Consider the following 24,910-nt stretch of genomic DNA (forward strand, 5'->3'; position numbering starts at 1 on the left):
CTGCCCCCCTTGTTTTTTGTAAGCGTTAACACAAGTTGAGTATATCTCACCAAACCCAGTCACTTATCTGAAAATTCTTATGATTTTCTGTAATTTTTTACGGTGGCTTTCTGCCTGGGGCGGTATTGTCTGTGTCAGGGGCGGTAAATCTTTTTTCCGCCCATAAAACATAAAATACCGCCCCAAAAGGCGGTTGAGAGTGCAGACAAAGTGAGAAAGCAGGCAGTTAAAAAAGGTGCCGGTACTCTCTTGGCGAATAGCCGGACCATTTTTTAAACACCTTGCTGAAATAATTGGGGTCCTGGTACCCGGTGCGGACCGCCACCTCTTTTAAGCTGATATCTGTCTGCTGAAGCAGCTGCCTGGCCGCTTCCATTCGGTAATGAGTTAAGTAGCCGATAAAGGTTTCATTTGTTTTTTCTTTAAACAGCTTCGTAAAGTAGGTCGGGCTTAATCCGACGCAGTCTGCCGCGTCCTCCAGGCTGATCGGCTCGTGAAAATGAGCATGAATAAACTCCTTCGCCTTTGAAATCATTTCCCGGCTCTGCTTGTGCATTTTCACCCGGTCTGCAAGCTCCCGTCCGGCTGCCTGGCATAAATCTGTCGTGTCGAGTGCGATAACATCAATGTCTTCTACCGGCACACCTGCCAGCGACAGCTCTTTTTTCACATGAGCCAGCTCTTCCTTCAGCTCATTTAAGGAATACTTCTTTATATCCCCGAAAGGCTCTCCTTTTAAAATTGCTTCTTTTACGCTGCTGCGGCCACTGGCTGTTCTCCGCTCCGCAAAACCGTAAGCCGCTCCTCCGCCTGCCTGCCGCTGTGAAAAAGCAAGCATCGCTTCCGGATAAGAGCTGCCCGCTTCCTGCAAAGGATAGGGCAGGCCGGCTCCCACCACTGTATGCGCATGGCGGGCCGCTTTTTGGGCAAGAAGAAGAATATCTGCTTTCTGGCAGTCTTTTGCCAAAAACAGGACACTCAGCTTTCCTTCATAACGCTCTCCGGCCAAAAAGCCGTAAGGCGTCCATTCGTTTAATGCTTGAAGCAGCTGGCCTGCCGCATATTCATTCTGGCAGCCGTACACATGAAAAAAAGCCATTTTCGCATCAGGCGCCGTTTTCAAAAGCTGCCCTTCAATCGTTTCATTCATTTCCTGATGCATGACCTTTGAAACAATCATCTGCTCCAGCGAACGGGCTGCTTTTTTCTGCTCGTTTACTTCCTTTTGCATACGGAGAAGGGTTTCGACCGTTTCTTCCCGGCTGGCCGGCTTGACGAGATACTGGGAAACTCCTTCTCTCATTGCTTCTCTCGCATAATCAAACGAGGCATAAGCTGTCATCATAATAAACCGGATATTCAACCCGGCTTCCCGGATTGTCCGGATGGCTTCGAGCCCGCTGATGCCGGGCATTTTAATGTCCATCAGCATAACATCCGGCTTTAAAGCATGGGCCAGTTCAATCGCAAGCCGCCCATTTGCGGCTTCGCCGGCCACTTCAATTCCGTTCATATGCTGCTCAATCAGCTTTCGCATTGCTTTTCGTTCGATCATCTCATCATCCACGATTACCACTTTCATGCCCTTCCTCCTTTGCAGCTGGAATCTTCAGGAGAATCCGCGTACCGGCTCCTTCTGCTGAAGCAAGCTCTACCGCTTCCCTCCCTTTATAAAAAAGGTGCAGCCTTTTAAACACATTGTTTAAACCGATGCCGGTTGAATGCCCGACATGCTCCGCCGGCTGTCCTCCTGCCCGTATCCTGTCAAGCACCTCTTCCCTCATTCCAACGCCTGTATCCGCTACTTCAATGACCACTTCCCTGCCCAGGCGCCTTACGGAAACCGAAATTTCGCCCCCTTCTTCTTTTGGTTCAATTCCATGAATAAAAGCATTTTCGATGATCGGCTGCAAAATAAGCGCCGGCATTTCTGCTTTTAAGCAGGACTCATCGACCGATTTCCGGAACGCAACACGGTCCGGAAACCGTGTTTTCTGAATGGAAAAATAGCTGTCTGCTGCTTTCAGCTCTTCGCCAAGCGTCACTGCTTTGTTTACATCCCCGAGGCTGTACCGGAGCAGCGTCGATACCGCTTCAATTAAATTTGAAGTTGAATGGGCATCTTCTAAATAAGCCATTTGCTTAATCGTGTTCAATGTATTAAACAGAAAGTGCGGGTTAATTTGATTTTGCAGCTGCCGGAGCTCCAGCTCTTTCAGCCACTGGTCCAGCGCCGCTTTTTCTTTCATTTCTTCAATAAAGCGGCGTGTATCGGCCCGCATCTGGTTAAAGGAAAGTGCCAGCTGATGAAGCTCGTCTTTTGACCGCACTTCAATATCAGGCCCTTCAAGCCGGCCCGCTGACATGTCGTTTGCCGCTTTCATCAACGTTTGAATCGGCCGGGTAATGCCGCGTGAGAAAAGAAGCGCCATCATGACCGCAAGCAAAAGAGTTGCCACAAAAAGACTGGCGGTAAACTGCTGAAAAGCGGCATTTCGCTTTTCCATATTGTCATAAAACTGCTGATACTCATTCAGCTCTAGATTGAGCTGATTCAGTGTCGCTTCCTGAACATATCCCGCCACATTGCGCACTTCATTTAAATGGGCGGGATACACATCGACCTCATCATTCCGGACAGCCTCGATCGTTTTTTCACTTTCTTCGGCAAGCGTTTTCATCAATGACCGGTAAACAGCCATTGACTGCGGATAAAGGTCAGACATGCGGCTGTTCTGCAAATCTTTTTCATTCGCCAGCAATGCCTTTTTTGCCGCTGCCGCTTGATCCAGAAATGCCGTATCCCGCTCAACCGCGTATGCATTAACCTGCTCATACAGCCGGGTGGACTGCTGGGAGATTTCATTTAACAGCAGAAATCCTTCGAAGCTGCTGTGATATTCCTGCAAAAAGTGCCGGCTGCTCGCATAAATCGAGTAGGAAACGACGTTAAATAAAACAACAAAAACGAGAAAATAAAGGAGCAGCTTCATACGGATGGTTTTCATTAAACCGGCTCCTTTACAAGATCATTTTTTCGGATGACCCTTGTCGGGGTATGCTGAAGCGGCTCAACCGATTCGCCATTTTTTATTTTAACAAGCGATTCAACGGCTTTATAGCCCATTTCATACGGATTCTGGGTTACAGATGCCCGGACTGCTTCTGCTTTTATTAAAGCCAGCGTTTCGGGCAGCGTGTCAAATCCAATCACATACATATCATCCCTTCTTAAATACGTTGCGACCCCGGCAATACCTGCTGCATCCAGCGCACTCGTTCCGTACAGCGCTGTAATGCCGGGATGCTGCTTCATAAGCCGGTAGGCCGCCTCCACCGCGCCAATCTTCGTAATATTCGATTCCTCGATGCCCATAATTTGAATTCTCTTTTCCTGCTGCACCGCTGCTTTAAAGCCATCTACCCGCAGCTTCTGGTTTGCGGACTGAAAACGCCCGGTAACAATACCGACATACTGGCTTCCTGATGTGTCCTTCAAAAGAGCCTGCCCCGCCAAAAAGCCCGCGTAATAATTGTTTGTTCCTATGTAGGCAGCACGGCTGCTTTTCGGTGAATCAGTGTCAACGGTCACCGCGGGTATTCCTTTTTGCTTCGCTTTGGCAAGCAGCTCTAGTAAAGCCGGGTCCTCACCGCCCTGCACCATGATCCCGTCTACTCTGCCGGCAATCGCCGCATGAAACGTTTTAACATGCTCTTCGCGGTTTGCCTGCTTTGGTCCGATGTAATCCACATAAACTCCGTGGACCTTTGCAGCGTCACGCGCCCCCTTTTCAACCAGACGCCAGTAGGCATTGTCCACCTCTTCGGGAATGAGCACAAAATGATAAGCAAATTCCTCCGCCTTCCGCTGCTCACTGCTCACATGAAACGTTTCCTTTCCAAAATAAAGCATCAGCCCGGATGCGCATAAAAAAGAAAGAAAAAGCCCGCTGTAAAAAATCACTTTGACCCGGATCATTCCAACCACCCCATTCCTAATGAACCAAATCTCCCTTCTTTTTGCAAGCGCTTTCTAAAAATGAACTGACAAATGCATTTATGATTGATCTGCGGCTTTGCCACTTGGCTCTTTTCAAAAAGCAGAACTGCCCGCTTTTAACAATAAAAGCTTTCAAAAAAGACTGCCGACTTTCTCGGCAGCCTGAAGTGCTATTATTTCGATTGCGGGCGGAAGCCTTCTTCAAGCAAATACCGTTCCGCTTCCTTGAAGGACTCAAAGCTTTCTTCCAGATTTAAACCGGTGTACACGTTCCAGAGCTCATCTTCATTCGCCAGCATCAGCACCTGCCCTTCCCGGTTTTTCCATTCTGTTTCATTTACAATTTCTTCCTGCTCAATAACTTCGTCTTCCGGCTTATCGGATAAGTAGCGGATTGAGTCAGCAATAATGGCACGCAGTTCTGCCTCTGAAAAGTCACGAATGTTCACCAGTCCTTTTGAATCCGCTGTGTAGCCGGGCAAATCACCGACAAACACAAAGCCGTTTCCATTCGGGTGCAGGTGATACACAACAACGGTCTTTTCGTATAAGCTGTCCTCAAAATGATAATTTACCCGCTTTAACGATACCTCCTTTGCCGTCAGCTGCGGAAATGTATCAATGATCGCTTTTTTTTCTTCAAATGTAAGCATGCCACGCCTTCTTTCTTTCTTGATGAACGTAGTATATCATTTACGCTTCTGTTTTTAAAATTAAATAAAAATCCGAGTATTTTTACCGAAAATTCATATTAGCTGTTAAAGAAAGATCGAATTATGTCGAAATAAATAATAAAAAAGTCGCAATTCGTTGATTAAATCAGGAGGTTTTACCTATGCGTCATTTAAAAGTCAGCCAAAAAATGGCTGTCCTGCTCAGTACCGCTCTTTTGCTTCTTCTTGCTGTCAGCGGGATAAGCTTTTCGTTTTTGAGCCAGCTTGCCAAGCAATCGGAAGAAATGTATGAAAACAAACTTCTTTCTATTCAAACCCTCGGCCAAATCCGGACAAACAACCGGGCCATTGATTCATATACACTGGAATATATGGTTACAGAAAACCCCGAAACCAACGAGGAATTATGGTCTTCTACGAAGGAAACGATTGACGAATCAAATCAATTAATGGAGGAATACCAGGACATTATTCAGAATGATCCAGAGGAAGTCAGGCTGGCCGAGCCTTTTTTAGCGGAATTTGGAACCTTTGTTCAAAAAACGACCGAAGCGCAGCTTCTCGCCGGGCAGAATAAAAATGCTGAAGCCTATACACTATACCTGACAGAGGTCAAAAAGTCCCGCCAGACGATGACAGACCTGGGGAGAAAGCTGACCGAATACAATCAGGAAACAGCGGCTGAATTAAACAAAGAGAATCAGGCAGAAGCCGCCCGGGCTAATATAATCCTGCTCTTCATTGCGGCTCTTTCGCTCGTTATTTTTACCGTACTCGGTATTTTGATTACACGGATGATTACAAAGCCGCTGCGCGAGGTGCAGTCGCTGATGAGCCAGGCGGAAAAAGGCAATTTACTGGTGACAGGCACATACAGCTCCCGTGATGAGCTTGGCCAGCTGACTCATTCATTCAATGAAATGACCAGCGGACTGCGCAGCGTTATTAAACAAGTGTCGGAAACAGCGGAGCAGGTTGCCGCTTCTTCTGAAGAATTAAACGCCAACTCGGAAGAGACGAAACGCGCCACCGAGCTTATTGCCAGTACAATGGAAGAAATGACCGGCGGCTCTGAGCAGCAGCTGCGCCAGACAGCAGAAACAGCTGCAACGATGAATGAGCTCGCTTCCGGGGTACAGCAAATTGCCCAGAATGCGCAATCCGTATCCGAAACAGCCACAGGCGCGATTGAAAAAGCCGCAGCCGGAAACGAATCGATCCGCCAGGCTGTTGAGCAGATGGAATCTATTCAAACGAACTTTAACGGCTTGTCCGGAGCCATTCAAGGGCTTGGACAGCGCAGCCATGAAATCGGACAAATTATTGACTCGATTACAGCCATTGCCGCCCAGACAAACCTGCTTGCATTAAATGCGGCCATCGAAGCGGCACGCGCCGGCGAGCAGGGCCGCGGCTTTGCCGTAGTCGCTGATGAAGTACGGAAGCTTGCGGAGGAATCCGCCCAGTCGGCCCGGCAGATTGGCGGCTTGATTTTATCCATCCAATCAGAAACCAATCAAGCAGTTGAATCGATGGAATCCGCAGCCAGTGAAGTAGAAGAAGGCATCCGCACCGTTCACGATGCCGGAAATTCATTTGCCCATATTACTTCTGCGATCGGTGATGTGACAAGCCAGATTCAGGAAGTCTCGGCCGCCGTGGAACAAATGGCCGCTGGCACCAGCCAGGTTGTTTCCAGCATAAACCAGGTAAATTCTATTTCTGAAAGTGCCGCATCCAACACAGAAAACGTTTCAGCTGCCTCTGAGGAACAAATGGCCTCTATGGAGGAAATTGCTTCTTCGGCCCGTGCTCTGGCAGAAATGGCGGCACAGCTTCAGGAAATGACCCGCGAGTTTAAAGCTTGATTTTTTTCAAACACGTAATTCTTTTTGATTACGTGTTTTTTAATTCCTCATATTTTTTCGGGCGCAAACGATTTTCCACTATTTTTTTCCTATGACTTATGGAATAATATACATAACGAAAACTGAAAGGGGTTACATTTTATGCTTCGTCATCTGTCGATTCGCCGAAAAATGCTTGTCCTTATTCTTTCTTCTATTCTTTTGCTTTCCGTAATGGGTGTTTATACGTATGTAAGTATGAAGGACTTATCAAATAACTCTACTGAACTGTATGAAACAAAGCTCCAGCCAATTCAATACATAGGGCAGGTTCGGACCAATAACCGGGCGATTGATTCTTATCTGCTTGAAATGATGGTGACGGAGGATACGTCTCTTTTTACTGAGCTTGAAACCACTCTTGCCGATACGGCCGCAGAGAATACCTCACTTTTAAAGGCATACGCTGAGATTGCACGTGATCCGGAGGAAAAAAAGCTTTTAGAAGAAGTAACAGAGATGTACCGCTCTTATTTAACGGCCGTGTTCACAGCCCAGAATCTTGCCAAAACGGCTCGTGACCAGGAAACATATGAATATTACTTAAACGAAGTAACACCGGCACGCCAGCAGATCGTAGAAAAAGCCCAGGCTCTGACGGACTTCACAAATTCAACAGCAAAAAAGCTCCGCGATTCAAATGAACAGAAAGCTTCCCAGGTAAGCCTGGTATCAGCTGTTCTGGCTATTCTGTCTATCCTCATTTTTATTGTGTTAAGCCGCGTTATTTCTCGCATGATCACTGTGCCTCTCCAAAAAATCCAGTCGCTGATGGCACAGGCGGAAAAAGGCGATTTAACAGTGGCGGGCAGCTACAAATCACGTGATGAACTGGGCCAGCTGACCATTTCTTTCAATAAGATGACAGACGGCCTTAGAACTGTTGTCCGCCAGGTGAGCGAAACAGCTGAGCAGGTCGCCGCTTCTTCCGGGCAGTTAAACGCCAATGCAGAAGAAACAAGCAAAGCAACAGAATTAATTGCCGGCACAATGGAAAGCATGGCAGCCGGGTCGGAACAGCAGCTTCAGCAGGTGTCCCATACATCCGATACTGTGCAGGATTTATCGGGCAGTGCCGGGCAAATTTCCGAGAGCGCTGAGCAGGTATCCGCCGCCGCCGCAGATGCACTCGCAAAAGCAGATACCGGCAATGAAGCCATTCACCGGGCCGTTTCCCAGATGCAGTCGATCAGCACAACGGTCAGCGGGCTTTCGGGTGTTATTCAAGAGCTTGGCGACCGCTCCAGCGAAATCGGGCAAATTATCGACTCGATTACAACGATTGCTTCGCAAACGAACCTGCTTGCCCTGAACGCTGCAATTGAAGCAGCCCGGGCAGGTGAACACGGACGCGGCTTTGCGGTTGTTGCCGATGAAGTCCGTAAGCTTGCGGAAGAATCCGCCCAGTCTGCTAAACAAATCGGCAGGCTGATTGAAGCCATCCAATCCGAAACAATACATGCAGTTGAATCGATGGAAACGGCTTCCGCCGAAGTATCGGAAGGCATTGAAGTCGTTAACACAGCAGGCAGTGCCTTTGCCCAGATCAATCAGTCGATCAATAATGTCACCGCTCAAATTCAAGATGTTTCGGCGGCTGTTAAACAGATGACTGCCGGCACCGGGCAAATTGTCCAGAATATATCTGTTATTCACAATATCTCGGAAACGTCAGCTGCTGCTGCCCAAAGCGTTTCTGCTGCATCGGAGGAGCAAATGGCTTCCATGGAGGAAATTACTTCCTCCGCTGAATCCCTGTCCCAGATGGCAGGCAGCCTTCAGCAGCTGACCCAGCAGTTTAAAGCATAAAATAAAAATAAGGAAGCGGATGCTTCCTTATTTCAGGCTGTTGACAAACGCTTGCTTTCTAACTTTGTCTACACTCTCAAGCGTCCCGCCTCAGGCGGAACGCTTTTTTAGTAGGTTTGAATATGTGTAAACGGGTAAAACCGCAGCTGGACTTCCCCGATCAGGCTGTTCTCCCGAATAAGCCCGAATGCGCGGCTGTCCTTGCTGACAAGCCGGTTGTCTCCGAGAACAAATAAATAGCCCTCCGGCACTTGTTCATGACCGGTTACTTCCGCAAGAGTAAAATCACCCATTAGCTTTTCGCCCGGCAGCAAAGCGGCCCGGTTTTCTTCCAAGTAAGGTTCGTTTACTTCTTTTCCATTCACATACAAAATATCGTCTTTTACTTCAACAGAATCGCCCGGCAGCCCGATAACCCGTTTAATATAGTTCTCCTCTGCATCCGGCGCCTTAAAAACAATCTGGTCAAAACGGTCAATCCCTGTTGTTTTCGTGACAATGACTTTATCCGAGTCTTCAAAGGTTGGTGCCATTGATTCCCCGTGCACTACGATTCCCGTAAAGAAAAAATACCGGGCAGCCTGCGTTATCACAACAGCAAACACAATTGATTTAATCCAGGAGATTATTTCACTTCGATCCATTTTTGTCAGCCTTTCTTATCACCATTTAGATGTTTTATTCCTGAATTTATTGTACCAAATAATGTAATATCGTGACATATTCATAACTCCTTCACCTTTATCTGCCAGTATGCCCGGCCGGGTTTAAGAAAAAATAGAAGCGAAAATAAGCGTTTAGCTCTTCCGTCCACAGGCTAAGTAACTACTAGGTAAAAAATAGAAGGAGGCAATCAGAATGAATATTTATGATCGTCAAAAAGATGGACAGCCAGCGCAATCACAGCCAACACAGCCGGGGATTGAATCAAAAATGGACCCCCGTCCGGTTCAGCCGATTGATTACATAGGGAGCGGCAAGTTAAAAGACCGTGTTGCGCTTATTACAGGCGGGGATTCGGGCATTGGCCGTGCTGTCGCCATTGCGTATGCAAAGGAAGGCGCCCATGTAGCTGTCAATTATTTAGAAGAACATAGTGATGCAGAAGAAACAAAGCAGCTCATTGAAGCAGAAGGAGTCCGCTGCCTGCTGCTTCCGGGTGATGTTTCAGAGGAAGATACGTGCAGAGAGCTGGTGGAAAAAACTGTCGGTGAGTTCGGCAAGCTCGATATTCTCGTTAATAACGCGGCGATTCAGTTCCCGACGGAAAATATTGAAGACATTAGTGCAGAGCAATGGGACAAAACGTTTCGCACAAATATGTACTCGGTTTTCTATATGAGCAAGCATGCGGTTCCTCATTTGAAGCAAGGCAGTGCCATTATTAGCACCACATCTATCAATCCATACATCGGCAACCCAACGTTGATGGATTATACAGCGACAAAAGGCGCCATCGTCGGATTTACCCGCAGCCTGGCCCAGAACCTTGCGAAAAAAGGCATCAGGGTGAATATGGTTGCGCCAGGGCCGATTTGGACACCGCTGATTCCGGCAACCTTTGAAGGCCAGAAAGTCGCCGAATTCGGCACGAACACACCGCTCGGCCGCCCCGGACAGCCGGCGGATCATGCAGGCGCCTACGTGCTGCTTGCTTCAGACGAAGGAGCGTACATCACCGGGCAGTGCATTCATATCAACGGCGGCATGGCGATGTCTTCTTAACAGCTTCCGTTCCGGCAGAAAAGCTTATGCTTTTCTGCTTCTTTTATTTTTTATGAAAGAAGGGAAAACAGCGGATTTCAAGCAGATTGATACATTTAAAAAAACAAATAAATGATATTCTGACGTTTTATTATCCGGCCTGTATCGATACAGAAAAAGGCGGATGCTGGAGGCGGCCGAGGAGCATTTTCATAAAGGCTGGGAGTATGGGCACGATGACCAGTATGGCGGTTTTTATTTTGCTCTTTCGCCGGATAAGGAGGTCATCGATACCGATAAAAACTACTGGGTGATCGCTGAAGCTATCGCCGCTTCCGCCCTGCTCGGCGCGAAAACCGGAAAGAAAGCCTACTGGTCTCATTATGAAGAGCTGTTTGCTTATGCATCCACGCATTTTATCGACCATAAGCATGGCGGCTGGCACAAGCTGGTGAACCGGGAAAACGAGCGGTACAGCGGCGAAAAAAGCACAGCCCCTAAGACGGACTATCATCCTTCTGCGGCCTGCTATCAGGCCATTCCTGCCCTGCAGTAAACAAATCCTGCAGCCAGGCTTTGTTTATCTTCCTTTTTATACGGGCGGCGGGCCTGCGGCGTTTACAGCAAAAAAATTCCCCATATAATAAAGCCTGTCCCAAACAGCAGGGTAAACAGGTAATTTCCTTCTTCTCTTCTGATACTTATTCCCTCAATGCCCCGCACTGTCCAAATCGTGCCAAGCAGAAAAGGCAGCAGATAAGGCGGGTTGGATTCAAGGGAGGAAATAAGAAAGATCGCTGCATAGCCCATCAATGCTTCAAACCATAAAAATGATTTTCGCCGGTTTCGGTAAAAAGGAAATAAAAAAGGCCATTGCCGGCCGCCGGCTTTTGTAACAGCAAGCGGAACAAGCAAAAAGGCTGTCCATAGAATAAAAGCTGTCGTCATGTTTTTCCTCCTTTATCGCTTCGCCTCCAAGAAAAATGTACCATAACCGACAAAAAAAGACCTGTCCAATTGAACAGGCCGGGGAATGTATACAAAGCGAGCCTTACTGTACGGCCAGCTTTTCATGCAGCCCTCCCAAATAAGCGAGCAGCTGGCTGCGCATTTCCGGACGGGCGAGCGCCATTTCGATACTGGCACGAAGATAGCCGAATTTGTCTCCAATATCATAGCGCTGGCCGCTTAAACAAACGGCATGAATCGTGGATGCCGCACATTGCTTGCGAAGCGCATCTGTCAGCTGGATTTCATTTCCAGCACCGCGGTCCAGTGTTTCCAAAAGGTTAAAAATAGACGGTTCCAGCACGTAGCGTCCCATTACTGCGATCATCGACGGCGCTTCTTCCACCGACGGCTTTTCTACAAGGTCCGCCAGCTCGTAAATCGGGCCTGTGTGCGCGCCGGGATCGATAATTCCGTATTTCGAAACATCCTCGGGTGCCACATGCTGGACACCGATCACGTCCGTTTTCACCTGCTCATACACGTCAATCAGCTGGCGGAGCGCCGGCTTTTCAGACATCATTAAATCATCCCCCAATAAAACAGCAAACGGCTCATCACCGATAAACTGGCGGGCGGAAAGAACGGCATGCCCGAGACCAAGCGGCTCTTTTTGGCGAATATAGTGAATGGAAGCCAGATTTGAAATACCGTGCAGCTCTTCCAACACCTCATTTTTCCCTTTCTCCTCAAGCGTCTGCTCGAGTTCAAAGGACCGGTCAAAATGGTCTTCAATCGAACGCTTATTGCGCCCGGTTACAATAATAATGCTTTCGATTCCGGAAGCCACCGCTTCTTCGACAATATATTGAATGGCTGGTTTATCCACTACCGGCAGCATTTCCTTCGGCTGCGCTTTTGTCGCAGGCAAAAATCTTGTCCCAAGGCCCGCTGCGGGAATCACTGCTTTTTTAATGCTCATATTGATCTCCTCCTTTGCTGCTTGAACACCCAGAAGCGGCTGCCGAAAAAAGTTAGCGCCATGGCGCCGAGTGTGGCAATCAGTTTGCTGATTAAAAGCGGCTGTCCGCTCAATACAGATAGCAATAAAGCGGAAAAACCGAGCGCGGCCAGGTTAATGGCAATAAAACGGATCACTTCGCCCGCCCCGGTCTGCCCGGCCGCTTTAAAGGTCCACGACCGGTTCCAAAAAAAACTGTTAGCCGTGCCGGCGCTGTAGGAAACGGCCTGCGCCGCCAGGTACGGCACGCCCCAGGACCACAATGTAAAAAAAACGATAAAATCAACAGCCGTGTTGGCCATGCCTACAATTCCAAACTTAAATACTTCATTTATATTCCGCATAACGGGTCACAAATTCACTTTCCTGTTCATTTTGGCGGCTGTCCCGCAAAATATAAAGCGGCCTGTTTTTCGCTTCATCATAAATGCGCCCAATGTATTCACCAATCACACCCAGCATAATGAGCATGACTCCGTTAAAAAACAGCATGGTCAGAAGCAGTGAGGACCAGCCCGGAATCGTAGAGTCAGTGAACAGGCGCTGGTACAGAACGATGATAATCGCCAGGGCACTCGCCGCCGACAGCATCATGCCAAGCAGACTTGCCAGCTTTAACGGCTTATACGAAAACGATGTAATGCCGTCCATTGAGAATTTCAGCATTTTTTTCAGCGGGTATTTTGTTTCGCCGGCGAGCCGCTCATCCCGCTCGTACTCAACCGCCGTCTGTTTAAAGCCGACCCAGCTCACGAGTCCGCGCACGAACCGGCTTTGTTCCTTCATATTTTTGAGCTGGTCGCATACTTTTCGGTCAATCAGGCGGAAATCCCCCGTGTCAAGCGGAATATCAATATCAGTGGACGCCCGGAGCAGCCGGTAAAACAGTTTTGCGGTCTGCTTTTTAAAGAATGTTTCTCCTTTCCGTTTCGTCCGTTTGGCGTACACGACCTCGTAGCCTTCCTTCCATTTTTCAATCATGTCCAGAATGAGCTCCGGCGGGTCCTGCAAATCGGCGTCAATAATCACAACCGCGGAGCCGGCCGCATAATCCATGCCGGCCGTAATCGCGATCTGGTGCCCGAAGTTACGGGAGAAATCAAGATATTTCACATGCCGATCCTGAACGGCCAGCTCTCTTAAAATATCAATCGTCGCATCCCGGCTGCCATCATTTACAAACAGCAGCTCATAGGGTCCATCGGTTTTTTCCATAACGGCTTTTACCCGGCTGTACGTTTCCCGGAGGACCAATTCTTCATTATAAACAGGAATGATAATGGAGTATTTCATTTCCTCACGCTCCTTCATAAACATATAGTCCGCTCCAGTTCTCCGATGTCACTTCTGTGCAGTTTTCCTGAATCCATTCGGTTACGTCACTATTCTGGCTTCCGCCCGGACCGCCGCCCCCTGACGTCATAAAAAATTTCACTTCTCCATTTGCCGTCATTTCTTCCAGCTTTTCAACCGTCATCGCCGGATCGGAGCCGCCGAAGCCGCCCATTGCAAGAGCAGTATAATCGGTATCTAAAATAATGCTGGCAGCTGAATTTGCGTTTTGCACAGCCACTAAATAGGTTTCTCCTGTATGGTTTTCCTCCAGGTAGCTGAGCAGCTCTTCACTCATCTCGCCGCCCATGCCGCCTGGTCTCTTACTCATGCCTGCATCATCAGGGCGCTCCATACCCTCTGGCATCTCCATCCCTTCAGGCAGTTCCATATCTTCCGGCATTTCCGGCCGTTCTCCATCTGCTGCCATCGCAATGCTGCGATCACCGAACATGCCGCCTCCTCCCGATCCTCCCGTTGCCGGACCGGCCGTCGGCATTACACTGTTCGTTGTCCCTGCCATCACCGGTATGGCAGCCCAGTAAGCCGGCATTAGGAGCAGCCCAAGCATGGCGGCTGTTCGTATATGCCGGGAATGCTTCGCAGAAAGAAGCAGCATAATGCACACAATTAAACCAAGCGCGATTACTGCTCCGATCAGCCATGGCTGAATCGCATCGATATTCTGATACAGCACAAACGCCTCAAAGCCAAACGTAACAAAAAGGCCGGCCGGAAACAGGAAGCGGCTCCAGTCCTTTTGTTCCTTGTAAAGTGCCCACAGCACAGCTCCGCTGACAGCTGTCAGAACCGCGACGGCCGGTCCCATCATGCTTAAATAATAGCGGTGATAAAAGCTTGCAATGCTGAAAAAGCCCATCATCGGCAGCAGCCAGGTCAGCCAGAATATCGCGAATTTATGCTGCATGGTCAGTGCTTTTTGCCGTTTGACTGATATGGCAATCCCAATTAAGCCAAAAAGAATAAAGGGCAGCAGCCAGCTGGCCTGGCCGGACATGGAATCTGAGAACAGGCGGAATACACCCGCTTCACCAATGTCCTCCCCGCCGGCACCCTGGGAGGAGCCGCTGCCTAACATACCGCCCGCTCCGTCACCGGCACTGCCTCCTTTTGATTCTTCTCCCGTCAGCCGCTGAATGCCGTTGTAGCCAAAGGCAAGCTCAAGCACTGAATTGGTCTGGCTGCCGCCGATATAGGGCCGGTCTTCTTCGGGCGTCAGCTGAACCGCCGCTGCGTATGAAACTGATACGCCCAGCAGAACAGCCGTTGCCGCCAGTAAATGAACAACCCGTTTTTTCCAGGTGTGCTGCGCAGCGATCAAATAAAAGAAATAAAACGCCGGTACAACCATGTACGCCTGCAACATCTTAATATTAAAGCCAACTCCGATAAGTGCCATGGAGACAAGCAGCCAGAACAGCTTTTTTTCCTGGACCGACTTCATAAGTGACCATGCGGCCAGCAGCAGGAAAAGAATAAGCAGGGCATCTACATTATTTGTCCGTGTTACTGCGACGAAAATAGGTGTAACAGCCAGGACGAGAGCCGACCAGCGGGCTGTTTTCACGCCAAAAAACGGCTTTACAATTCTGTACAGGATAAAAACGGACAGTACGCCGGCAATGGCTTCCGGGAGAAGCACGCTCCAGTCGCTCACACCGAACAGCCTGGCGCTGATCGCCTGAAACCAGAGAGCAGCCGGAGGCTTATCCACTGTAATAAAATTGCCCGAGTCAAGCGATGCGTAGAAAAACGATTTCCAGTTTGTCGTCATGCTTTCTACTGCTGCCGTGTAATACGAATTCGACCCCGACGCTCCAATCTTATAAAAATTCAACACTGCCGACAGTGCCACAATCACTGCCAGCCACGGATCAAACCATTTTTTCATCTTCCTCACACTCCATTTTCTGCTTTTGTTACAGTGAAGTGTAAACATGATTGGTGAAAGAACAGTGAAAAACAAAAAAAAAGCTGTTTTTTTTAAAAACGGATTTCTCTCTTTCCTTTTTCCTTTCTCCCGCTAAAGGTTTACAATAACCAGAAAGCGAGTAAACTACCGCCAACGGAGGTTTTGCCAGTGAAACAGGAAATCCTGCAATCGTTACGGGCTATTGAACAGGAATTTGATGTTAAAATTCTCTACGCCTGTGAATCAGGCAGCCGCTCCTGGGGATTTTCATCTCAAGACAGCGATTATGACGTCCGCTTTTTTTATATCCACCATCCCGAGGTGTACGTAAGTATTGACCCCATTGGCATCGGCAATAAACGGGATGTGATTGAACGGCCGGTTCACGGGCTGCTTGATGTAAACGGCTGGGATATAACAAAAGCGTTAAAGCTTTTTCGCAAATCAAATCCTCTTCTTTTAGAGTGGCTTTCTTCAGCTGTCGTTTACGAGGAGCCCTATTCAACAGCCGAACGTATGAGAGAGCTGAGAAAGGACGTTTTTTCACCTGCTTCCTGCATCCATCATTACGCCGGGATTGCTTCAAACAATTACAAAGAAATAAATAGCGGGGATAAGGCAAGATTAAAAACCTATCTTTATGCCTTGCGTTCCATCCTGGCCGCAAAGTGGGTTGCTGAGCGAAATGAAATTCCCCCTCTTTCTTTTCAGAAGCTGCTTGCCCAAATAGATCAGGAGCCTGTATTGCGGGAGATGATTGAGCACCTGTTACAACAGAAAACAGCAGGAGGCGAAATTACGAAAGGGCCTCGCATTCCGGTCATTGACCGGTTTCTTGAGACAGAGATCGAGCAGCTTCGCCGGCGGGCCGCCGTGATTCATCATTCAGTCGAAAACCCCACTGAACGGCTGAACCGGCTGTTCCGGGCCACACTCGAGGAGGTATGGAAGTGCTGAAGCAGATTCAATTGAAGCGGCACAGCCTGACCTATGCCGACCGTATTTTTTCTTTAGTGTCTGATCCCAAAATTAAAGAGGCACTTGGCCTTTCCGTGGAAACGGTGGATGATATTGTTGATTTTCTGCAGGCGGTCATGGTTGAAGAAACAGCAGGCAAAACCGTCTCTCGGGCTATTTTCAATGAACAGGGCAAATTAATCGGAGTCACCTCCCTTATGTCCATTGATCACGAAAAAAAATTCTGCACGCTTGGAACATGGATCGGCAGCCGCTACTGGGGAAAGGGCTATAATGAGGCCTCCAAATACGCCATCCTGCAGCTCGCTTTTTTGGAGCTTGGTCTTGAAAAAGTCTTCATCGGAACGCGCCTTGCCAACAAGCGCTCCCAGCAGGCGCAAAAAAAGCTGCCCTACCTGACGTGGCATGCTGAAGAAGCTTATCCAGAGGTCCATGCAGCGATTGAAGGAAAAGAAAAACAGCCGTGTCTGCTCAACATTGTATACAGGGCGGATTTCATGACCCATGCCAGTCACTTTACAAAAGCCTCTGCTGACGGCTGAAGATGACAAAATAAAAAGAGGGCCTCCCCACATTGGGGAGACCCTCTTTTCAGCGTACAGTGGTCGTATGTATTTTTAAGCTTCTTCGTTCTAATTCTTCTTCCAGTAAGTGAAGAAACTCGGGCTCTAATTTAAGCTTCACTGCTTTTTTGTAGGCATCTAAAATAAATTCATCGCTTTGCTCTCTCATCGCTGCGTTTCCCCTCCTGTTCTCAAAAACAGTGTACCCCATTTTTCGGAATTTAAACCGCTTTTTTGAAAAAGCCGCCCCTTAACTGGACGGCTCGCTGCTCATATATTGAGTCCAATTCGATTCCTTTATCTGATTGGAGACATCAATAATTTTATTCAGGACGCGCTCTTTTTCCGATCCCTCCAGCTGTGTTGGCTGATAGTCATTCCGGTCCGTCCGTGATGAAATGGAGAACGGCACGACATGAATTTCTTTTTGATCTGTTACTTTTCCGTCCTCTAATTGGAAGGTTTGCTGAAATACATACGTATCCTTATCCGCGGGATTCCGGTTGCCTCCAAACATAAAGTTGCCGAGGCTGTAGACGATAAACTTGCCATTGTATTCTTCAATTCCCTGGACAACATGCGGATGGTGGCCGACCACAAGGTCCGCTCCTTCATCAATGGTAAACTGGGCCAGTGTGCGCTGGGATTCTTCCGGCACATAGCTTCGTTCTACTCCCCAGTGGAAGTGCACAATGACAATAGCCGCTCCTTCTTCACGCATTTTTGCAATGTCTGCTTTTACCTGGTCACGGATTTCTGCTGTGTCCTCCCAGCCTTCATAGCCAAGCGCTCCAATTTGAACACCGTCCACCTCGGTCATAAACGTATCTTCATAGCCGAAATAGCCAATGTCTGCCGCTTTTAAATTCGCTTTTGTATCTTCATAGCCCTGCTCCAAATAGTCAAAAATATGATTGTTTGCCAGATTAACCGCTTCGATGCCGGCATCCGTTAAAATCTGCGTATAGCCGGGGTCCCCTTTAAAACGGAATTTTTTCACCGCTTTTTCCGTCGCTTCTGTCAGTGTTGTCTCCAGGTTTACCGTTGATAGATCATCATTTTTGAAAATATCGTTAAGCCCCGCGGTAAAATGCGATAAGCCGTTTTTTTCCGCTTCTTCTGAAAAGGAGCCTGTGTAAGCGAATGTTTCGTCAGTCCCGAGCGTGAAATCACCTGCGGCACTGATGGTAATAGAAGCAGAGACCGGCTTCGCTTCAGGCGCTGTGACTGGCTGTTCGCCATTATTTTGCCCGGTGCTTTTTTTCGCACTGTTTTGTACGCCTTCTTCTGCTTCTTCCGTCATAAATAAATTTGCCGCAAGCGCCGCGGCAGCCGCTAAAAACAAACCAAGCAGCGTCAGCCTGACCCAGCGTTTCAGGCGCCGCCGCTTTCTTCTTTCCGTTCTTTGCTGTCCTGACATAATGGTCATAATCCCCCTGCCCTATGTTTCTAACATTATACTACATTTCCATTAAAAACAGGCTATTAATGATGGGATTTTGTGTCTATTTTCGGCTCTTTTGGCAGAGAGTCAGCCGGCTGGCCAGCCCATACTTTTTTGGCGGGCATAATGTGCTGAGTTTCCGTTTGAATATCAGCTTTTACAAAGTAAATGCCCTCTTTGGGAATCGTTTTCTCAGCCTGATAAATTCCTTTTTCTATTTGACGGATGTTCAGCTGTTCCTGCTCGCCGCCTTCCTTCCAAAAGGAAAGGGATACTTCAGCTTCCGGTGATGTTTCAACCTGTATATGTCCATCTGCTATCATAATGTCCGCTTCCAGCTTTTGCTCCATTTTATACTGCTTTGCAGCATCCGGATTGAGGGAGCAGCCCGAAAGCAGAAGCAGGCTGCTTATGAATATCCATTTTTTCATGCCGCCTGCTCTCTTTTCACGTATTTAACAAGCTGGTCGATCAAGAGAACGAGAAGCATTGACGCACCGGCCAGCGGAAAGAAAAGTCCCAATGCGGTAATGATCAGCCATATTCCCTTTTTAACCCGGGCATCCGGACGTGCCGGCAGTCTATGCTTCCTTTTGCGCCATAAAAGCAGGCCGCTGCCAATAACCAGCACCATACCAAGGCAGACGGCAAGACCCAAACATTTGTTGAGTATGCCAAACTGAGACCCTTTATGAAGGGTAATGCCAAGTGCGATCGCTTTGCCGGCCGGGCCATAATCGTCATAGCGGTAATCGGCCAATACTGCACCTGTGTATTGATCAATATGCATGGTCACTTCCTCCTGCGCTTTAGCTGGAAAGGCAGAGACTGTGTAGACGCCTGTTTGATGCTGCGGGATGTATAAATTATAGCCGGGCTGAATGCCTCTCTCGTTTATAATCGCTGTAACGTCATCTATGCTGATTGGAATATAAGCAGATTGGATCGACTGCGGAACGGGCAGATTTTCTGCTGCCCAGCCAACATCCGCCACCTCCTCGGTTTTCAGTGTAGACAGCGGGGCATCACCCACCCAGATGGACGGCGGATACCCCTCTCCCGAGTTGGTCGCCGCGTTTTGCACCTGTGTGCCCCAAAAACCCGACCACGGCAGGCCGGTCATGATCAGAAAAAACATGCCAGCTGATATCCAGGCAGCCGGTACAGCATGCAAGTCGCGAATAAGCGTCCGGCTTCCTCTGGAAAACCGCGGCAGAACCACACCCCAAATCCGCTTTTTTTGACGCGGCTGCCACAAGTACAGCCCGGTTATGATTAAAATAACCGCCCAGCAGGCCGCCAGTTCAACAAGCCGGTCGCCGAATGTGCCGGCCATCAGCTCGCCGTGGATTTTTTCCAGCTTGTCCATCACCCGGTCCGCATCGTTTAACGATCCTATAGTCTGCATCGTATACGGGTCCATAAATATCGTTTTTGAAACTTGATGGTCCACAATACCGATCTCCGCCGAACGGTCTGCCGACTCGGGCGGGCGATAGCGTGTAATAACCGCATGTGGATAATGCTCTTTTACAGCGGCAATAAGATGGCTTGCGGGCATTGCTTTTGTCCCGGGTGCCACCTCGTATAAATCCTTATAAAGCGCCTGCTCAATTTCTGCTTTAAACAGATAAATACCGCCGGTCACCGCCAATATAAGTAAAAACGGGGCAAAAATAACCCCAGCATAAAAATGCCAGCGCCATATCCAGTGATACTGTCTTTGCTGTTTTTCCATTCTTCTCTCCTTTGCAATCTCACAATTACTCTCTTTTTTAAAAGCACATTATACAAGATAAATGTGAGCAAAGAATGAAAAAAGCCTGCTTATTTAAAAGCAGGCTTGCGTAAGAAAAGCATAGATAGTGTAATAGCTGTAAACGCCGCAAAGCTTAAAAAAGGGATTGTGACAAAGCCAAAAATGTTGATATACTCTCCCGAACATGGCACTCCGCTTGTACACATTTCAAACTGCTTCAAGGCCGGGATTTTTTGCAGTGTATAATGATAACCGGATACTCCCATACCGATCATGCTCACGGGCAGCACGTACCGGTATATACGCGTGTCATTCCAGTAAAAAGCAAGGCCAAGGAACAGAGTGAGCGGGTACATGAGAATGCGCTGATACCAGCACAGCGTACAGGGAATAAACCCCATCTGCTCACTGAAAAATAAACTTCCAAGCGTTGCTGCAACAGCTGCCAGCCAGGCGGCAAGCAGCGGTTTATTCAGCATCAGCCGCTGCCTCGTTAACCATGTCAGCCAGGTCCTCAAAGGAGTTCCCTTTAAACTCCCTGCCGTTTACAAATAAAGCCGGGGTACCCGAAACACCAAGCCGTTTAGCTGTCTCTGTATCTTTTTCCCAGGCTTTCATCGATTCTTCTTTTCCGACAGCCTCCATAACACGGGCCACTTCTTCATTTGATGCAATTTCTCCAAGCGTTTCCTGCAGGAACTCATTTGTGTATAAATCTACTTTTTCAAAAGATGCATCATCCGGCTGCTTTTCATACATAAGGTGATGAAATTCCCAGAAGCGTTCGTTTCCAAGCTCCTGGTATACTGCCTCCGCAAACTGCGCGGACCGGTTCGAATCAATATTAATAAAAGAATAATTCATAAAATAAAATTTCGCTTTACCCGTCTCGACGAGCTCTTTTTGGATCAATGGAAAAAAAGATTCATTGAAACTTTTACAGGCCGGACACTTATAATCTCCAAATTCCACGATCGACACGGGTGCCGCCGCCTCTCCTATAAACGGCTCCTGTTCATAAGAGATCTCAGCAGCTGTATCCGCCACATTAGATAAGAAAATCACACCTGCCATACAAATGGCAAAAAAACCGACAATCCAAAAAATACCTTTCACCAATCCGTTCCGCTCCTTCGAACTACAATTTGTAGTGTTAATGATTAAAAAAAGATTCATTTACGCTAAAACGTAAATGAACAAAACGCAAATACCCGTAAAGACGGCCAGAGACAGCAACGCAGAGCGAATCGGGATATGAAGCGGACGGACCGCCCCCGGATCGAGCAAATAATGAATACGCTCATTTACAGAGGTATCGGCAAACGATACACATGAAAAGGGCATACTCATCTGCCCTCCTGCTTTGATCATTTTTACAAGCGCACTGCCAAGATTCGCGGCTGACCCGCTTTGCTTGATCGCGTAAGCGTCTGCAAGCAGCTCTTTCTCACGCCGGTACTGCTCTCTTGTCCACTTTAAAATGGGCATGTACCATAAAACGGATGCACATAGAGCCAGTGCAAATACTTTTAGCGGATCACGGCTTGTGCGGTGATACAGCTCATGATAAACAACCGCCTCAAACTCTGCTTCTGTCAGCATCTCTTTTAAGCCTGTTGACAGTATAACGACCGGCCGGAAAAAACCCATCGTCACGGCAACGGGTGCCGGATACGAAATCAAGCGGATATCTGCCCTATAGCGTTTTGACCACTTATCTGTCAGGGTATGCATCGTATATGCCTCAAACTGCTTTTTCATCCGGGCCGATTGAAGCCACTGTACGCCCAGCTTCCAGACAAATAAAAGCAGAGTGCTGAAAACAAGCGCATCGACCGCGTACTGGAGAAAAGCAAAACCGATCTCCTTGATCAAGCTGTGGCAGACAGCAACCAGGTTAAAGCGCATATTCCAGCCGGCAAAAAGAGAGACTGAATACAAGATCATTTGCGACAAAACGGTACCCGCTGCAAGCAAACTGACGATAAACAGTTTTTTCGACTGGCGTGCTGATATCATGCTACCGGTCCTTTTTCCATTCTTTTATTTTTTGCTCCAGCTGTGCAACAAGCGCTTCATCCGCTTCATCAAGTGCTTCGATCATATGGCTGACTGCCACACTGCCGAATTCATCTACAAGTTCCTGTGTCATTTCCTTCGATTGCGTGTTAAGGAATTCCTCCCTCGTTAAAACAGGACGAAAAAACGAAGTCCGGCCTTCCGGGCGCTTTGTTAACATTCCTTTTTCCACCAGCCTGTTCATAACAGTCATAACAGTATTAAAATTGGTTGCTTTTTCTTTTTCCAGCTCCTGCTGAACGTCTTTAATCGACTTTTCGCCGCTCCAGAGAATATCCATAATTTTTGCTTCAAGCGGGCCAAAAAAACGGTTTAAGCCGCGTTCATTAAACTTAAACGATTGAATTTTCATTTTACCGCCTCCTTGCATTACCCATTGTAGTGTTTAAACAAGCACCGCGTCAAGAGCCCTTTTTTGTAACAATTTTGAAATAAAATCTTAACATTCAATCTGGCTGTTTCATAGTAAACTACAAAGCATAGTGTAACTTCATTACAGATTGTAGTGCTAAATAAAAAAAGGAGGGATTACAATGGAGGCAGGAACTGTTTTATTGAGGATTGTGCTGGGATTTACCTTTTTTATGCATGGCTTTGCCAAATTTCAAGGAGGGATTGCCGGAACGGCTTCTTTTTTCGACAGCGTCGGCATTCCCGGCTTCATGGCTTATCCAGTAGCAGGAATTGAGTTAATTGGCGGCATTGCGATGATGCTTGGCCTCGGGACAAGGATAATCGCTTTGTTATTCTCTATTATTTTAATTGGTGCTGTTGTGACTGTTAAACTTTCTTCCGGCTTCTTAAATGGCGGGTACGAACTTGATGTTGTGCTGCTCGCAATGGCCATTCACCTTGCTCTGTCCAAACAAACAAAGTATGCATTGGATTCCAAATTAAAAGCAGCCTCCTGAGTTGAGTGAAGGCTGCTTGAGAGTGCAGACAAAGTTAGAAAGCAAGCTGAGTGAAAACGTTTGTTCTTCCAGGAACGCGGCCGGCTGGGAAGCGGAGTGACCTTTTGGGGGTCATGAGCATTCACAGCCGGCAATTGACGCCGAAAGCAAGCGTTTGTCAACAGCCTGAAGCAGCCTCCTGAGCGAAGGCTGCTTTTTTTAGTTTACATTTGAATATCGCCAGAACCGGTTGGCGGTTGGCGGGGCAAGCCGCTCCAGTCCCCTGGTTTTGGAACGGTGCAGCGGCTTCCACGGACCTTCTGCATGCTTTAAGTAAATTTCATGGTGCGGCGCTTCATCGTGCTCGCCGCTAATATCGATTAAGCCGTTTGGATAAAAAGCCCCGTATACCTCATAGACAATATCCGGTGATGAAACAAGCGGATTCCCGACTGAATGATCAAGCAAAAAGGAAACTTTTTCTTTATCTGTCTGAACATTTTTCACAAGAATGTCTTTATCAGACGCTGCTTCCCGTTTCACAAGCTCTTTATCGATCGAGTACCCTTCTGATGCGCCAACGTCGCGGGTTAGCGATACCTCATTGCTGTTTATTTTGACTTCCGCCCGTGTCCGGTACCGGTTTGATTCCGGATCAAACGAACGGCCATCGCCCGTGAAATATCTCATTTCCGATAACACATTCGGATTCTCCACCCACTCCGATTCTAAAAATGTTGTATACCGGAGAACATAGTCGAGCGCCCGGGGCAGAACATCATCATTTAAATGGTCTGCCAGCCGGCCAATATCTTTGTCAATCAAAAATGTTTCCACGAGCATGTCATCCTCGTCTTTTTTGCTCTTCAGCAAATCAATCACTTTGGCCAGCGGCGACGGCTTTTCTGTTTTTTCTTCGCTCCCCAGCTCCAATGGGCGAATACCTTTAATTTGATAAATATAATCTTCATCCGGCTTTACGGTTTTATCATGAAAGCCCGGCTCAGTTACTGTCCCGGCATATTCGCCGTTCCGGTAAATCTCATACTGCTCTACCCCGCGAATCGGCTCCCAGGCCATCGAAATCTGCTGCTTTTGAATAACCGTTGTCACAATAAGCTCCTGAAGTGGAATATCCTGATTTTTTTCTTCACGCTCCACCGCCGTGGCGGTTTGAATTTTCATGGTCTCGCCGCCTTTGACAACATATGAATAAATCGTACCCGGCTCAAGACCTGTATCTGTAAACGAATCCCCGCTGCCATTGTATACTTCTTTGCCGTCTTTTAAAATACGCACCGGCCCTGCATCCGTCCAGCTGAACGAAATTTGGCCCGGCGTCTGGCTGACTGACGTTAATTTCATACACACGCCACCTTTCTTTTCCCTTCTCTACCCGGTTTTCACAAATTTAAAAACATCTAAAAAAAGGGTTTTTTCCAGAACAGCGCGCAGCGGCTCTTCTCGATTGACTGCTTTTATACTCCTGCATTAACCGCCGAAGAAGGAGTCTTAATATAAAAAAGAAGCTGATATGGTCAGCTTTTTTTGCGTCCTAGTTTAATGAGAGCGGCGATTAAAATAATAAGCGGCACACCAAGCAAAAGCCCCAGTCCGAAAGTATAAAAGCCTTCTATAATCATTTGCGCTCATCCAATTTCCGCTCAATCCGCTCTAACTGCTTTGTCCGCTTCCGCCATGAACGAACGCCGAAAAAGATCAGGACAGCCGGAACAGTCAAAAACAAGAGCATCAGTATCTGAAAAACAATATCGCCGGCATTGATTTCACTCATAAGCTACCTCCAGGAATGTTTCCTTATATTGTACAAGTTTTTTCCAAAACAAAAAAGCCCCGGTTTCCCGGGAC

27 protein-coding genes are annotated in these 24,910 nt (G+C 47.8%); 7 read left to right on the forward strand and 20 right to left on the reverse strand.

What is annotated here, in order from left to right; translation table 11 throughout:
• Positions 1-226: 226 nt before the first annotated feature.
• The 4 genes from VP98_RS04875 to VP98_RS04890 all read right to left on the reverse strand — a co-directional run bounded on the left by VP98_RS04875 (position 227) and on the right by VP98_RS04890 (position 4,653).
• Positions 227-1,582: a response regulator transcription factor gene (locus VP98_RS04875; RefSeq protein WP_046174234.1), complete on the reverse strand. Its 1,356-nt coding sequence runs from the start codon at positions 1,580-1,582 to the stop codon at positions 227-229.
• Entirely contained in the window at positions 1,560-3,008 is a 1,449-nt protein-coding gene (locus VP98_RS04880; RefSeq protein WP_046174235.1) for a sensor histidine kinase, read from the reverse strand. Before VP98_RS04880 ends, VP98_RS04875 begins: the two co-directional genes overlap by 23 nt.
• On the reverse strand, positions 3,008-3,976 hold the full coding sequence (locus VP98_RS04885) for a sugar-binding protein (RefSeq protein WP_082087873.1): 969 nt from the start codon (positions 3,974-3,976) through the stop codon (positions 3,008-3,010). The genes VP98_RS04880 and VP98_RS04885 overlap by 1 nt, the downstream gene beginning before the upstream one ends.
• A 197-nt stretch (positions 3,977-4,173) precedes the next feature.
• Positions 4,174-4,653 carry a hypothetical protein gene (locus VP98_RS04890; RefSeq protein ID WP_046174237.1) on the reverse strand — a complete coding sequence of 160 codons (480 nt, stop codon included), beginning with the start codon at positions 4,651-4,653 and terminating at the stop codon, positions 4,174-4,176.
• Positions 4,654-4,835: 182 nt separating this feature from the next.
• On the opposite strand from VP98_RS04890, the gene VP98_RS04895 reads away from it, so the two are divergent.
• Together VP98_RS04895 and VP98_RS04900 are read left to right on the forward strand one after the other, a co-directional pair.
• A complete protein-coding gene (locus tag VP98_RS04895) occupies positions 4,836-6,542 on the forward strand; it encodes a methyl-accepting chemotaxis protein (protein WP_046174238.1) in 1,707 nt (568 codons plus the stop codon).
• 141 nt (positions 6,543-6,683) lie between these two features.
• A complete protein-coding gene (locus VP98_RS04900; RefSeq protein WP_046174239.1) occupies positions 6,684-8,390 on the forward strand; it encodes a methyl-accepting chemotaxis protein in 1,707 nt (568 codons plus the stop codon).
• A 107-nt stretch (positions 8,391-8,497) separates the two neighbouring features.
• On the opposite strand, the gene lepB is transcribed toward VP98_RS04900, so the two are convergent.
• The gene (gene lepB / locus VP98_RS04905; protein WP_046174240.1) at positions 8,498-9,034 is read right to left on the reverse strand and encodes a signal peptidase I; all 537 of its coding nucleotides are present in this window, start codon (positions 9,032-9,034) and stop codon (positions 8,498-8,500) included.
• A 214-nt stretch (positions 9,035-9,248) separates the two neighbouring features.
• Between lepB and VP98_RS04910 the strand changes: the two genes are divergently transcribed.
• On the forward strand, positions 9,249-10,115 hold the full coding sequence (locus tag VP98_RS04910; RefSeq protein WP_046174241.1) for an SDR family oxidoreductase: 867 nt from the start codon (positions 9,249-9,251) through the stop codon (positions 10,113-10,115).
• 139 nt (positions 10,116-10,254) lie between these two features.
• Positions 10,255-10,650, forward strand: a complete 396-nt coding sequence (locus tag VP98_RS04915) for an AGE family epimerase/isomerase (RefSeq protein ID WP_269431498.1) — start codon at positions 10,255-10,257, stop codon at positions 10,648-10,650.
• Between the two features lie 62 nt (positions 10,651-10,712).
• Here VP98_RS04915 and VP98_RS04920 read toward each other — a convergent pair whose 3' ends face one another.
• The 5 genes from VP98_RS04920 to VP98_RS04940 all read right to left on the reverse strand — a co-directional run bounded on the left by VP98_RS04920 (position 10,713) and on the right by VP98_RS04940 (position 15,307).
• Positions 10,713-11,042 carry a hypothetical protein gene (locus tag VP98_RS04920; RefSeq protein ID WP_046174243.1) on the reverse strand — a complete coding sequence of 110 codons (330 nt, stop codon included), beginning with the start codon at positions 11,040-11,042 and terminating at the stop codon, positions 10,713-10,715.
• Positions 11,043-11,145: 103 nt separating this feature from the next.
• Complete coding sequence (gene galU, locus VP98_RS04925; protein ID WP_046174244.1) at positions 11,146-12,024, reverse strand: UTP--glucose-1-phosphate uridylyltransferase GalU; 879 nt, start codon at positions 12,022-12,024, stop codon at positions 11,146-11,148.
• Positions 12,021-12,407 carry a GtrA family protein gene (locus VP98_RS04930; RefSeq protein ID WP_046174245.1) on the reverse strand — a complete coding sequence of 129 codons (387 nt, stop codon included), beginning with the start codon at positions 12,405-12,407 and terminating at the stop codon, positions 12,021-12,023. The genes galU and VP98_RS04930 overlap by 4 nt, the downstream gene beginning before the upstream one ends.
• Entirely contained in the window at positions 12,391-13,380 is a 990-nt protein-coding gene (locus VP98_RS04935; protein ID WP_231584122.1) for a glycosyltransferase family 2 protein, read from the reverse strand. Before VP98_RS04935 ends, VP98_RS04930 begins: the two co-directional genes overlap by 17 nt.
• Positions 13,361-15,307, reverse strand: coding sequence for a glycosyltransferase family 39 protein (locus VP98_RS04940; protein WP_052712135.1), 1,947 nt, complete (start codon positions 15,305-15,307; stop codon positions 13,361-13,363). The genes VP98_RS04935 and VP98_RS04940 overlap by 20 nt, the downstream gene beginning before the upstream one ends.
• A 189-nt stretch (positions 15,308-15,496) precedes the next feature.
• Here VP98_RS04940 and VP98_RS04945 point away from each other — a divergent pair, with 189 nt between their 5' ends.
• Positions 15,497-16,285 (forward strand): nucleotidyltransferase domain-containing protein, encoded by a 789-nt coding sequence (locus VP98_RS04945; protein ID WP_046174247.1) that lies wholly within the window; start codon positions 15,497-15,499, stop codon positions 16,283-16,285.
• Positions 16,279-16,848 (forward strand): GNAT family N-acetyltransferase, encoded by a 570-nt coding sequence (locus VP98_RS04950; protein WP_052712136.1) that lies wholly within the window; start codon positions 16,279-16,281, stop codon positions 16,846-16,848. Before VP98_RS04945 ends, VP98_RS04950 begins: the two co-directional genes overlap by 7 nt.
• Before the next feature lie 49 nt (positions 16,849-16,897).
• On the opposite strand, the gene sda is transcribed toward VP98_RS04950, so the two are convergent.
• The 8 genes from sda to VP98_RS04985 all read right to left on the reverse strand — a co-directional run bounded on the left by sda (position 16,898) and on the right by VP98_RS04985 (position 22,503).
• Positions 16,898-17,038, reverse strand: coding sequence for a sporulation histidine kinase inhibitor Sda (sda, locus tag VP98_RS18485; RefSeq protein WP_082087838.1), 141 nt, complete (start codon positions 17,036-17,038; stop codon positions 16,898-16,900).
• A gap of 81 nt (positions 17,039-17,119) precedes the next feature.
• A complete protein-coding gene (locus VP98_RS04955) occupies positions 17,120-18,289 on the reverse strand; it encodes a CapA family protein (protein ID WP_046174653.1) in 1,170 nt (389 codons plus the stop codon).
• A 65-nt stretch (positions 18,290-18,354) separates the two neighbouring features.
• Complete coding sequence (locus VP98_RS04960) at positions 18,355-18,744, reverse strand: hypothetical protein (RefSeq protein WP_046174248.1); 390 nt, start codon at positions 18,742-18,744, stop codon at positions 18,355-18,357.
• A complete protein-coding gene (locus tag VP98_RS04965; RefSeq protein WP_046174249.1) occupies positions 18,741-20,051 on the reverse strand; it encodes a PepSY-associated TM helix domain-containing protein in 1,311 nt (436 codons plus the stop codon). Before VP98_RS04965 ends, VP98_RS04960 begins: the two co-directional genes overlap by 4 nt.
• Before the next feature lie 89 nt (positions 20,052-20,140).
• Positions 20,141-20,551 (reverse strand): disulfide oxidoreductase, encoded by a 411-nt coding sequence (locus tag VP98_RS04970; protein ID WP_407919201.1) that lies wholly within the window; start codon positions 20,549-20,551, stop codon positions 20,141-20,143.
• Complete coding sequence (locus VP98_RS04975) at positions 20,541-21,188, reverse strand: DsbA family protein (protein ID WP_231584138.1); 648 nt, start codon at positions 21,186-21,188, stop codon at positions 20,541-20,543. Before VP98_RS04975 ends, VP98_RS04970 begins: the two co-directional genes overlap by 11 nt.
• Before the next feature lie 60 nt (positions 21,189-21,248).
• On the reverse strand, positions 21,249-22,091 hold the full coding sequence (locus tag VP98_RS04980; protein ID WP_046174250.1) for a M56 family metallopeptidase: 843 nt from the start codon (positions 22,089-22,091) through the stop codon (positions 21,249-21,251).
• Between the two features lies 1 nt (position 22,092).
• The gene (locus VP98_RS04985) at positions 22,093-22,503 is read right to left on the reverse strand and encodes a BlaI/MecI/CopY family transcriptional regulator (RefSeq protein WP_046174251.1); all 411 of its coding nucleotides are present in this window, start codon (positions 22,501-22,503) and stop codon (positions 22,093-22,095) included.
• A 181-nt stretch (positions 22,504-22,684) separates the two neighbouring features.
• Between VP98_RS04985 and VP98_RS04990 the strand changes: the two genes are divergently transcribed.
• Positions 22,685-23,062: a DoxX family protein gene (locus tag VP98_RS04990; RefSeq protein ID WP_046174252.1), complete on the forward strand. Its 378-nt coding sequence runs from the start codon at positions 22,685-22,687 to the stop codon at positions 23,060-23,062.
• Between the two features lie 198 nt (positions 23,063-23,260).
• On the opposite strand, the gene VP98_RS04995 is transcribed toward VP98_RS04990, so the two are convergent.
• Positions 23,261-24,406 carry a DUF3238 domain-containing protein gene (locus tag VP98_RS04995; protein ID WP_046174253.1) on the reverse strand — a complete coding sequence of 382 codons (1,146 nt, stop codon included), beginning with the start codon at positions 24,404-24,406 and terminating at the stop codon, positions 23,261-23,263.
• Between the two features lie 274 nt (positions 24,407-24,680).
• Positions 24,681-24,836: a hypothetical protein gene (locus tag VP98_RS18770; protein ID WP_156151318.1), complete on the reverse strand. Its 156-nt coding sequence runs from the start codon at positions 24,834-24,836 to the stop codon at positions 24,681-24,683.
• Positions 24,837-24,910: the final 74 nt, after the last annotated feature.

Origin of the sequence: Domibacillus indicus (assembly GCF_000970685.1) — a bacterium.
GTDB classification, from domain to species: Bacteria; Bacillota; Bacilli; order Bacillales; family Domibacillaceae; genus Domibacillus; species Domibacillus indicus.